10 protein-coding genes are annotated in these 11,396 nt (G+C 71.5%); 9 read left to right on the forward strand and 1 reads right to left on the reverse strand.

Translation table 11 applies throughout. From position 1 onward, the window contains the following. Window positions 1–3: 3 nt before the first annotated feature. From ACIQVL_RS32650 to ftsH, 3 genes are all read left to right on the forward strand, one after another. Entirely contained in the window at window positions 4–2,460 is a 2,457-nt protein-coding gene (locus tag ACIQVL_RS32650; protein ID WP_403432895.1) for a [protein-PII] uridylyltransferase, read from the forward strand. A 93-nt stretch (window positions 2,461–2,553) separates the two neighbouring features. Next, window positions 2,554–4,101, forward strand: coding sequence for a signal recognition particle protein (gene ffh, locus ACIQVL_RS32655; protein WP_403432898.1), 1,548 nt, complete (start codon window positions 2,554–2,556; stop codon window positions 4,099–4,101). A gap of 49 nt (window positions 4,102–4,150) precedes the next feature. Beyond that, on the forward strand, window positions 4,151–6,094 hold the full coding sequence (gene ftsH, locus ACIQVL_RS32660; protein ID WP_403432902.1) for an ATP-dependent zinc metalloprotease FtsH: 1,944 nt from the start codon (window positions 4,151–4,153) through the stop codon (window positions 6,092–6,094). 124 nt (window positions 6,095–6,218) lie between these two features. On the opposite strand, the gene ACIQVL_RS32665 is transcribed toward ftsH, so the two are convergent. Continuing rightward, window positions 6,219–7,079 carry an SAM-dependent methyltransferase gene (locus tag ACIQVL_RS32665; RefSeq protein ID WP_403432905.1) on the reverse strand — a complete coding sequence of 287 codons (861 nt, stop codon included), beginning with the start codon at window positions 7,077–7,079 and terminating at the stop codon, window positions 6,219–6,221. 583 nt (window positions 7,080–7,662) lie between these two features. Between ACIQVL_RS32665 and ACIQVL_RS32670 the strand changes: the two genes are divergently transcribed. From ACIQVL_RS32670 to rplS, 6 genes are all read left to right on the forward strand, one after another. Then, window positions 7,663–8,259, forward strand: a complete 597-nt coding sequence (locus ACIQVL_RS32670) for a hypothetical protein (RefSeq protein ID WP_093498845.1) — start codon at window positions 7,663–7,665, stop codon at window positions 8,257–8,259. 385 nt (window positions 8,260–8,644) lie between these two features. Continuing rightward, window positions 8,645–9,064 (forward strand): 30S ribosomal protein S16, encoded by a 420-nt coding sequence (gene rpsP / locus ACIQVL_RS32675; protein WP_403379447.1) that lies wholly within the window; start codon window positions 8,645–8,647, stop codon window positions 9,062–9,064. Between the two features lie 5 nt (window positions 9,065–9,069). Then, window positions 9,070–9,309 (forward strand): RNA-binding protein, encoded by a 240-nt coding sequence (locus tag ACIQVL_RS32680; RefSeq protein ID WP_003973401.1) that lies wholly within the window; start codon window positions 9,070–9,072, stop codon window positions 9,307–9,309. A gap of 109 nt (window positions 9,310–9,418) precedes the next feature. Then, the gene (gene rimM, locus ACIQVL_RS32685; RefSeq protein WP_403432907.1) at window positions 9,419–10,036 is read left to right on the forward strand and encodes a ribosome maturation factor RimM; all 618 of its coding nucleotides are present in this window, start codon (window positions 9,419–9,421) and stop codon (window positions 10,034–10,036) included. Beyond that, complete coding sequence (trmD, locus tag ACIQVL_RS32690) at window positions 10,033–10,866, forward strand: tRNA (guanosine(37)-N1)-methyltransferase TrmD (protein WP_403432909.1); 834 nt, start codon at window positions 10,033–10,035, stop codon at window positions 10,864–10,866. The genes rimM and trmD overlap by 4 nt, the downstream gene beginning before the upstream one ends. Before the next feature lie 136 nt (window positions 10,867–11,002). Beyond that, a complete protein-coding gene (gene rplS / locus ACIQVL_RS32695; RefSeq protein WP_351932042.1) occupies window positions 11,003–11,353 on the forward strand; it encodes a 50S ribosomal protein L19 in 351 nt (116 codons plus the stop codon). The last annotated feature ends 43 nt before the right edge of the window (window positions 11,354–11,396 follow it).

The following is an 11,396-nucleotide window of genomic DNA, read 5'->3' on the forward strand; positions in this document are numbered from 1 at the left end:
TGGGTGACGGGTACGGAAGTTCGGAACGACGCGGAGAACACGGGACCCAGCGGCTACGCGGCGGCCCGGCTGCGCCTCCTCACCGAGGGGGCGCGGTCCGGGCCGCCGCGCCGTACCGCCCTCGCCGAGCTGACCGACGAGTGGCTGACCGGCCTGTTCGCGGCGGCCACCGAGGGCATCAGGGGCGGTGTCTCGCTGGTCGCCGTCGGCGGCTACGGCCGCGCCGAACTCTCCCCGCGCAGCGACCTCGACCTCCTGCTGCTGCACGACGGCGCCGACTCCGGCGCGGTGGCCGCCGTCGCCGACCGGCTCTGGTACCCCGTCTGGGACCTGGGCCTGGCCCTGGACCACTCCGTACGCACCCCCGCCGAGGCCCGCAAGACCGCGGGCGAGGACCTCAAGGTCCAGCTCGGCCTCCTCGACGCCCGCCACATCGCCGGCGACCTCGGGCTCACCTCCGGCCTGCGCAGCGTGATCCTCGCCGACTGGCGCAACCAGGCACCCAAGCGCCTCCCCGAGCTCCAGGAGCTGTGCGCCGAGCGCGCCGAACGCCAGGGCGAGCTGCAGTACCTCCTGGAGCCGGACCTGAAGGAGGCCCGCGGCGGCCTCCGGGACGCCACCGCGCTGCGCGCCGTCGCCGCCTCCTGGCTGGCCGACGCCCCGCGCGAGGGCCTCGCCGACGCCCGCAGGCGCCTCCTCGACGTCCGCGACGCCCTGCACCTGACCACAGGCCGCGCCACCGACCGCCTCGCCCTCCAGGAGCAGGACCAGGTCGCCGCCGAACTGGACCTCCTCGACGCCGACACCCTGCTGCGCCAGGTCTACGAGTCCGCCCGCGTCATCTCCTACGCCAGCGACGTCACCTGGCGCGAAGTGGGGCGCGTCCTGCGCTCGCGCGCCGTCCGGCCCCGCCTGCGCGCCATGCTGGGCGGCGGCAAGCCGGTCGCCGAGCGCTCCCCGCTCGCCGAGGGCGTGGTGGAGCAGGACGGCGAGGTGGTACTCGCCCGCGCCGCCCGCCCCGAACGCGACCCCGTGCTCCCGCTGCGCGCCGCGGCCGCCGCCGCCCAGGCCGGCCTCCCGCTCTCCCTGCACGCCGTACGGCGCATGGCCGCCACCGCACGCCCCCTGCCCACACCCTGGCCCGCCGAGGCCCGCGAGCAGCTGGTCACCCTGCTCGGCTCCGGCCGCCCCACCGTCGAGGTCTGGGAGGCGCTGGAGGCGGAGGGCCTGATCACCCGCATCCTGCCCGACTGGGAGCGGGTCCGCTGCCGCCCCCAGCGCAACGCCGTGCACGTCTGGACCGTCGACCGGCACCTCATCGAGACCGCCGTCCGCGCCTCCGAGTTCGCCCGCCGCGTGCACCGGCCCGACCTGCTGCTGGTCGCCGCGCTGCTGCACGACATCGGCAAGGGCTGGCCCGGCGACCACTCGGTGGCCGGCGAGATCATCGTCAAGGACGTGGCGGCCAGGATCGGCTTCGACCGCGCCGACGTGGCGGTCCTGTCGACGCTCGTCCTGCACCACCTGCTGCTCATCGAGACCGCCACCCGGCGCGACCTGGACGACCCGGCCACGGTCCGCCTGGTCGCCGACGCGGTCGGCACCCAGGGCACCCTGGAGCTGCTGCACGCCCTCACCGAGGCCGACGCGCTGGCCACCGGACCGGCGGCCTGGTCCTCCTGGCGCGGCTCGCTCGTCACCGACCTGGTGAAGCGGGTCTCGGCGGTCCTCGCCGGGGACACGGCCGACGAACCCGAGCCCGGCGCGCCCACCGCCGAGCAGGAGCGGCTGGCCATCGAGGCCTTCCGCACCGGCGCCCCGGTCCTCGCCCTGCGTGCCCAGACCGAGCCGGCCGCCACGGACGAGGAGCCCGCCGGCGACCCCGAACCGCTCGGCGTCGAGCTGCTCATCGCCGTACCGGACCAGCCGGGCGTGCTCCCGGCCGTCGCCGGCGTGCTGGCCGTGCACCGCCTGGCGGTCCGCACCGCCGAGCTGCGCTCGCTCCGGCTCCCGGACGACGTCGACGACGGCACGGTCCTGCTGCTCGACTGGCGGGTCGCCGCCGAGTACGGCTCCCTGCCGCAGGCCGCCCGCCTGCGGGCCGACCTCGTACGGGCGCTGGACGGCTCCCTGGACGTCGCGGGCCGCCTCGCGGAGCGGGACGCCGCCTACCCGAGGCGCCGGGGCTGGGCGGCCCCGCCGCCGCGCGTGACCGTGGCCTCCGCGGCCTCCCGGCACGCCACCGTGTTCGAGGTACGGGCCCAGGACGCACCGGGCCTGCTGTTCCGGATCGGGCGGGCGCTGGAGGACGCCGAGGTACGGGTGCGCAGCGCCCACGTCAGCACGCTCGGCTCCAACGCCGTCGACGCCTTCTACGTCACCGGCACCGACCACGCGCCGCTGCCCGCGGAGGAGGCGGCCTCCGTGGCGCGCAAGCTGGAGGAGACGCTGAGGGGCTGATCGCACGGCTGTGCACGGCGGGGACCACTTCCTTGCGCGGCCGGATACCCTGGAAGACGCTCACCGCCCCCGACTCCGAGGACCGACGCCGCCGTGTTCGACACTCTCTCCGACCGCCTTTCAGCGACCTTCAAGAACCTGCGCGGCAAAGGGCGTCTGAGCGAAGCGGACATCGACGCCACGGCCCGGGAGATCCGCATCGCGCTTCTCGAAGCCGACGTGGCCCTTCCGGTCGTCCGCACGTTCATCAAGAACGTCAAGGAGCGCTCGCTCGGCGCCGAGGTCTCCAAGGCGCTCAACCCGGCCCAGCAGGTCCTGAAGATCGTCAACGACGAGCTGGTCACGATCCTCGGCGGGGAGACCCGTCGGCTGCGGTTCGCCAAGCAGCCGCCCACCGTGATCATGCTGGCCGGTCTCCAGGGTGCCGGCAAGACCACCCTCGCGGGCAAGCTCGCCCACTGGCTCAAGGAGCAGGGCCACTCCCCGCTGCTCGTGGCCGCCGACCTCCAGCGCCCCAACGCCGTCAACCAGCTCAGCGTGGTCGCCGAGCGCGCCGGTGCCGCGGTCTACGCGCCCGAGCCGGGCAACGGCGTCGGCGACCCGGTCAAGGTCGCCAGGGACTCCATCGAGTTCGCGAAGTCCAAGGTCCACGACATCGTGATCGTGGACACCGCCGGCCGGCTCGGCATCGACCAGGAGCTGATGCAGCAGGCGGCCGACATCCGGGACGCCGTCTCGCCCGACGAGATCCTCTTCGTGGTCGACGCCATGATCGGCCAGGACGCCGTCACCACCGCCGAGGCCTTCCGCGACGGCGTCGGCTTCGACGGTGTCGTGCTCTCCAAGCTCGACGGTGACGCCCGCGGTGGTGCCGCGCTCTCCATCCGCCAGGTCACCGGCAAGCCGATCATGTTCGCGTCGAACGGCGAGAAACTCGACGACTTCGACGCGTTCCACCCGGACCGGATGGCCTCCCGCATCCTCGACATGGGTGACCTGCTCACCCTGATCGAGCAGGCGGAGAAGACGTTCAGCCAGGAAGAGGCCCAGAAGATGGCCTCCAAGCTGGCGTCCAAGAAGGGCCAGGACTTCACCCTGGACGACTTCCTGGCCCAGATGGAACAGGTCAGGAAGATGGGCAGCATCAGCAAGCTGCTCGGGATGCTGCCCGGCATGGGCCAGATCAAGGACCAGATCCAGAACCTCGACGAGCGGGACGTCGACCGCACCGCCGCGATCATCAAGTCGATGACCCCGGCCGAGCGCCAGGAACCGACGATCATCAACGGCTCCCGCCGCGCCCGTATCGCCAAGGGCTCCGGTGTCGAGGTCAGCGCGGTCAAGGGGCTCGTCGAGCGGTTCTTCGAGGCCCGCAAGATGATGTCCCGCATGGCCCAGGGCGGCGGGATGCCGGGCATGCCGGGGATGCCGGGCATGGGCGGCGGTCCCGGCCGTACCAAGAAGCAGCCGAAGCAGGCCAAGGGCAAGCAGCGCTCCGGCAACCCGATGAAGCGCAAGCAGCAGGAGCTGGAGGAGGCCCAGCGCCGCGAGGCCGCGGCCCAGGGCGGTGCCTTCGGCCTGCCGCAGCAGGGCGCCCAGGACTTCGAGCTGCCGGACGAGTTCAAGAAGTTCATGGGCTGAGTTCACCTGTGCGGGTGCCAGGGGTTGGTCCGTGTCGTACGGTCCGCATATGACCAACCCCGCGCCGCCGCGCAAGTCACCCGACCAGCCCTGGCGTACCGAGGGCGCTCCCGAGGAGCCCCCGAAGCCGCCGAACGGCGGGCGGCGGATGCACGGCGGCTGGTGGCGGCTGATCGTCACCGCGCTGGTCGTGTACCTGCTGGCCAACCTGGTGCTCTCGTACTTCGACCAGGAGAACGAGCCGACGATCTCGTACACCGAGTTCAGCAAGCAGGTGAACGACGGCAACGTCGAGAAGATCTACGCCAAGGGCGACTCGATCCAGGGCCAGCTCAAGAAGGAGCAGAAGAACCCCGAGGGCGGCCAGAGCTACACCAAGTTCAACACCGAGCGCCCCTCCTTCGCCGGTGACGACCTGTGGACCAGCCTGACCAAGCACGACGTGACGGTCACCGCCGAACCGGTCGTCCAGCACCGCAGCTTTCTCGCCAATCTGCTGATCTCACTGGCCCCGATCATCATCCTCGTCGCGGTGTGGGTCTTCATCGCCCGCCGGATGAGCGCGGGCCTCGGCGGCGCGGGCGGCATGCTGGGCCGCAAGGCGCCGCCCAAGCCGGTCGAACTGGAGCCCGGACAGCAGCGGACCACCTTCGAGGACGTGGCCGGCATCGACGAGGTCGAGGGCGAGCTCAACGACGTCGTCGACTTCCTCAAGAACCCGGACGCCTACCGCAGGATGGGCGCCAAGATGCCGCGCGGCGTGCTCCTCGCCGGCCCGCCCGGCACCGGCAAGACGCTGCTCGCACGGGCCGTCGCCGGCGAGGCGGGGGTGCCGTTCTTCTCGGCCTCCGCCTCCGAGTTCATCGAGATGATCGTCGGCGTCGGCGCCTCCCGGGTCCGCGAACTGTTCGCCGAGGCCCGCAAGGTCGCCCCCTCCATCATCTTCATCGACGAGATCGACACCATCGGCCGGGCCCGCGGCGGCGGTGCCTCGATGGGCGGCCACGACGAGCGTGAGCAGACCCTCAACCAGATCCTCACCGAGATGGACGGCTTCTCCGGCTCCGAGGGCGTCATCGTCATCGCCGCCACCAACCGTGCCGACATCCTCGACCCCGCGCTCACCCGCCCCGGCCGCTTCGACCGGGTCGTCCAGGTCTCGCCCCCCGACCGCACCGGGCGCGAGGCCATCCTGCAGATCCACACCCGCCAGATCCCGCTCGCCGAGGGCGTCGACCTCGCCCAGGTCGCCCGCACCACCCCGGGCATGACCGGCGCCGAACTGGCCAACCTCGCCAACGAGGCCGCCCTGCTCGCCGTCAAGCGCAAACAGGACCAGGTCACCCAGTCCGACCTCTCCGAGGCCCTGGAGAAGGTCCAGCTCGGCGCCGAACGCCCGCTGGTGATGCCCGAGGAGGAGCGCCGCAGGACCGCCTACCACGAGAGCGGCCACGCCCTGCTCGGCATGCTCCAGCCCGGCGCCGACCCGGTCCGCAAGATCACCATCGTGCCGCGCGGCCGCGCCCTCGGCGTGACGCTCTCCACGCCGGACGCCGACAAATACGCGTACACCGAGGAGTACCTGCGCGGCCGCATCATCGGCGCTCTCGGCGGCATGGCGGCCGAACAGGTCGTCTACGGCGTGATCACCACCGGCTCGGAGAGCGACCTGGAACAGGTCACCAGCATCGCGCGCGGCATGGTGTCCCGCTGGGGCATGAGCGAGGAGGTCGGCCGCCTCTCCGCCCTCCCCAGCGACGCCCAGCAGGCCTACGGCCTCGCCGCGGCGCCCCAGACCCTCGACGTCATCGACACCGAGATGCGCCGCATCGTCGACGAGTGTTACGACGAGGCCCGCCGCAAACTCCAGGACCACCGGGACCAGCTGGACGCCCTGGCCCAGGCCCTCCTGGAGAACGAGACCCTGGAGGAGGCGGACGCCTACCGCATCGCGGGGGTCACGAGACTGACCAAGGACCTGGACGAGTCCTGACTTTCGAGCGCCCTTGAGCGCCCCGAAAGGGGCGCTGGGGGTACCCCCGGCCGAAGGCTGGGGGAGGAACTGCGCGACCAGCCCCCACGGCGCGGCAGCCGAAGACGGCGGCCGAGACCCAGCGTCAGCGAACCCGCGCGATCAAGTACCGGAACACATTCGGCATCCACACCGTGCCGTCGGCACGCACGAACGGCTGGAGCACCTCGACCAGCTCCTTGCCCACCTGCTCCTCGTCGGCCGCCAAGATCCCCGCATCGAACAGCCCGGTCGACAGCAGCCCCCGCACCGCACTGTCCGCGTCGGCGTACCCGAACGGGCAGGAGACCCGCCCGGACCCGTCGATCCGCAGGCCGGCCCGCTGGGCGACCTCCTCCAGATCGTCCCGGCACGCCGGGCGCCAGCTTCCCGTGCTCCGCAAAGGATCGGCCAATTTCGCCGCCACCCGCAGCACGGACGAGGTCGCGCAGCGCTCCGGCGGACCCCAGCCGGTCAGCACCACGGCCGCCCCGCGCTCCGCCAGGGGAGACGCCTCGGCCAGCAGGTCACCGAGCCGTTCGGCGTCGCCGGCCAGGCAGCCGATCGGGTCGAAGGAGGTGATCAGGTTGTACGCCGGTGCCTTCGCGTCCGCCGCGTTCCGGGGCGTGCCCTCGACGATCCGGGCGGCACGGCCACGCGCGCGTGCGCCCGGCGCCGGGTCGGGCAGCAGGCGCTCACGGGCGAGGGCGAGCCGCTCGGGGGAGGAGTCGACTCCGGTGACCGCGGCCCCTCTCGTCGCCGCCATCAGCAGGGCGAGACCGGAACCGCAGTGCAGGCCGAGCAGCCGGGTGGCCGGGCCCACTTCGAGTCGCTCGTGGACGGTCTCGTAGAGCGGCACCAGCATCCGCTCCTGGATCTCGGACCAGTCACGCGCGCGTGCGCCCAGGTTCACACGGGGTGGTGAGTCCACGTGAGACAGGTGGTGCCGCACGAGCGTAGGTGTCATAGGTAAGCGCCCCAATCCGCCGAGAGTTACGCACTGACCGATTCCGTGGCCCCCGTGCCGTGCGCTCGCACTTCCCACCTATGCCACATAACTCCGGGCTCGCGATGGCGTCCAGAGGTCGCGGGTCCCCGCTTGTACGTGGGCTGTGACTGTGGCGAGATTTCACATCCCGGCAACTTGGGGCTCTACCATCGGACCCACGACACGGCGGTTCCGGCCATGGTCGGCGGGCACCGTGGCCGCACGGTGTCCGGGCGCCGGAGCCGGGCGGATGCCGGATGACGACGGGCTGCGAGTAACGCGGGGGCCGCCGCGGACGCTGACCGGGATGAGACCCGGCCACGAGAGCGACCGAAACGCCTCTTGCGCATCCGCCGCTCCGCCGTCCAGACGTCCGGACCAGGGATACGTGGCGGGTCGTACGTCAGACTACGCACCGGCTTGGTACGAGCTGTGAGGCTTCTCCGCAGATCAGCGCACCCGTGCTCGTCTCCACGCATCAGCGGCAACTGACGGGTACGTGCAAATTATTTGGGATGCCCCGGAATAGGAACACAGGGGCCCTCCCGCTCGTTCTCATTACGTGAGCACGACACAGACACCACCTGTTCTCGCCGCAGAGCTGGCAGAGGCGTGGGCCGACATTCAGCGGTACCACCCCGAGCTGCCGGACCTTGCCGCGCCAGAGTCCCTGATCGGGGAGTCGTCGTCCGCGTGCGGTCACGAACTCTCCTTCGAACGACTGCTCCATGAGGCAGTCCACGGCATCGCCGCCTCCCGTGGAGTCCGCGACACCTCCCGGGCAGGCCGCTACCACAACCGCCGATTCCTCGCGATCGCCGAGGAGCTGGGCCTGGACCACCCCGACGAGCCGCATCCCAGCAGCGGCTTCTCGCTGGTCACGCTCAACCCCGAGGCGAAGCGACGCTACCGGCCGACCATCGAGAGACTGCAGCGCGCTCTCAAGGCGCACACGGTGGCCACGTCCGCCGACACCTCCCGCACGTTCCGCGGCCCGGCCGCCCGCCACGGCTCGTCCGGCGGGGGCGTCCGTGTCAAGGCGGTGTGCGACTGCGGCCGCAACGTCCGGGTGGTCCCGTCGGTCCTGGCCCAGGCCCCCATCGTCTGCGGCGGCTGCGGCAAGCCGTTCCGCATTCCGGAGGTCGTCGGCGCGGCATGAGGGACGGCTGCTCGTGGCAGCCGTAGCCATTGCGCCGCCACCGGCCCACGGACCGCAGGCACCCCGCCTCCCCGTGGGTGGTCGTGCCTTCCTCCTCCAGGGCGGCACGGGTGGGTGCGGACGTCAACTTCACAGCGCCTGTCCATCGCACCCGACGTGACCTCACCTCCACGCCGGGTGCGACTCGGGCATGCCCAGGAGCCGCTCGCCCACCCGCCGGCCCAAAGCGACCCGCAGGGTGTGGCACAATGGCTAGCTGTACTCGACAGCCGCACAGGACCCCTCTCTCCTCCGGCTGACGCGTCCATCGGGCACTCGGGTACCGCAACCCCACGCGGCAGTCTCGCCGTGCCCAACCACGTCAAATCCAGGAGAACCCACTCCCGTGGCAGTCAAGATCAAGCTGAAGCGTCTGGGCAAGATCCGTTCGCCTCACTACCGCATCGTCGTCGCCGACTCCCGCACCCGCCGTGACGGCCGTGCGATCGAGGAGATCGGCAAGTACCACCCGACCTACAACCCGTCGGTCATCGAGGTGGACGCCGAGCGCGCCGCCTACTGGCTCGGCGTCGGCGCCCAGCCGACCGAGCCCGTGCTCGCCATCCTGAAGAAGACCGGCGACTGGCAGAAGTTCAAGGGCGAGCCCGCCCCGGCGCCGCTGCTCGTGGCTGCTCCGAAGGCCACGCGTCCGACGTTCGAGGCGCTCGGCGGTGACGACGAGGGCAAGGGTGAGGCGATCACCCAGAAGAAGAAGGCTGAGAAGAAGGACGAGGCCGCGGCTGAGTCCGAGTCGACCGAGGCCTGAGCAGCATGCTCGAAGAGGCGCTTGAGCACCTCGTGAAGGGCATCGTCGACAACCCTGACGATGTGCAGGTCGCCTCGCGCAACCTGCGCCGCGGGCGCGTGCTGGAGGTCCGGGTGCACCCCGACGACCTCGGCAAGGTGATCGGCCGCAACGGCCGCACCGCGCGTGCCCTGCGCACCGTCGTGGGCGCCATCGGCGGTCGCGGAGTCCGCGTCGACCTCGTCGACGTCGACCACGTCCGCTGACGCTTATCGCAACCGGCTCGGGCCGGGGAGGGCCACTGGCCGTCCCCGGCCCGAGCCGTATGAGCAGGTCGAGCAGGGCCGCGCAGGAGATGACAGGAGAACAGGCACAGTGCAGCTCGTAGTCGCACGGATCGGCCGCGCCCACGGCATCAAGGGCGAGGTCACCGTCGAGGTACGTACCGACGAGCCGGAGCTCAGGCTCGGACCGGGCGCCGTACTCGCCACCGATCCCGCCGGCGTGGGACCGCTCACCATCGAGACGGGCCGCGTGCACAGCGGCCGCCTGCTCCTGCGCTTCGCGGGCGTCAAGGACCGCACCGGCGCCGAGGCCCTGCGCAACACCCTCCTGATCGCCGAGATCGACCCGGAGGAGCTGCCCGAGGGCGAGGACGAGTACTACGACCACCAGCTCGTCGACCTGGACGTGGTCACCGAGGACGGCACCGAGGTCGGCCGGATCACCGAGATCTCGCACCTGCCCTCCCAGGATCTGTTCATCGTGGAGCGGCCCGACGGCAGCGAGGTGATGATCCCGTTCGTCGAGGAGATCGTCACCGAGATCGACCTGGAGGAGCAGCGGGCCGTCATCGCGCCGCCGCCCGGCCTGATCGACGACCGGGCGGAGACCGCCTCGTCCAGGGACGCGGAGACCGCCTCGGACGCGGAGACCGCCTCGGTCGCGGACGCGGACGCGGAGACCGCCTCGGCCGGGGACGACGACGCATGAGGCTCGACGTCGTCACGATCTTTCCCGAGTACCTCGAACCCCTGAACGTCTCGCTGGTCGGCAAGGCACGCGCGCGTGGGCAGCTCGGCGTCCAGGTGCACGACCTGCGCGGATGGACCTACGACCGGCACAACACGGTCGACGACACTCCGTACGGCGGCGGACCCGGCATGGTCATGAAGACCGAGCCCTGGGGCGACGCCCTCGACACGGTCCTCGCCGACGGCTACGAGACCGGCTCGCACGCCCCGGCGCTGATCGTCCCCACGCCCAGCGGCCGTCCCTTCACCCAGGAACTCGCCGTCGAACTCTCCGAGCGTCCCTGGCTGATCTTCACACCGGCCCGCTACGAGGGCATCGACCGGCGGGTCATGGACGAGTACGCCACCCGGATGCCGGTCTACGAGGTGTCCATCGGCGACTACGTCCTCGCCGGCGGCGAAGCGGCGGTACTGGTGATCACGGAGGCCGTGGCCCGGCTGCTGCCCGGCGTCCTCGGGAACGCCGAGTCGCACCGCGACGACTCCTTCGCGCCCGGCGCCATGGCCAACCTCCTGGAGGGCCCCGTCTACACCAAGCCGCCCGTCTGGCGCGGCCAGGGCATCCCCGACGTGCTGCTCAGCGGCCACCACGGCAAGATCGCCCGCTGGCGCCGCGACGAGGCCCTGAAGCGGACCACCGCCCACCGGCCCGACCTGATCGAACGCTGCGACCCCAAGGCCTTCGACAAGAAGGACCGGGAGATGCTCTCCATCCTGGGCTGGGCCCCGGACCCCGAGGGCGAACCCCACGGCCGATTTTGGCGCAGGCCACAGGGCGTGGAAGAATAGGCCGCTGTTGTGCGTCCGTCCGGCGTGCGCCCCTGCCGCAGGGGGACACGACGCCCGCCCCGACCCGCACGGCAGACCCCATGGAACACCTAGTTTCCGTTGATGACCTGTGGCATCAGCGAGGAAAGCAGACGAAATGTCTCACCTGCTCGACACCGTCGACTCCGCGTCGCTGCGCAGCGACGTCCCGGCCTTCCGCCCGGGTGACACCGTCAACGTCCACGTCCGCGTCATCGAGGGCAACCGCTCCCGTGTGCAGCAGTTCAAGGGCGTTGTGATCCGCCGTCAGGGCAGCGGTGTCCGCGAGACCTTCACGGTCCGCAAGGTCTCCTTCTCCGTCGGCGTCGAGCGCACCTTCCCGGTGCACACCCCGATCGTCGAGAAGATCGAGCTCGTCACCCGCGGTGACGTGCGTCGCGCCAAGCTGTACTACCTGCGCGAGCTGCGCGGCAAGGCCGCGAAGATCAAGGAGAAGCGCGACAACTGATCTCGCCTGCCGGCCTTCGGAAGCCGCAGGCGGACGAGCCGGT

It is taken from the genome of Streptomyces sp. NPDC090499 (assembly GCF_044769305.1).
Lineage (GTDB): Bacteria > Actinomycetota > Actinomycetes > Streptomycetales > Streptomycetaceae > Streptomyces.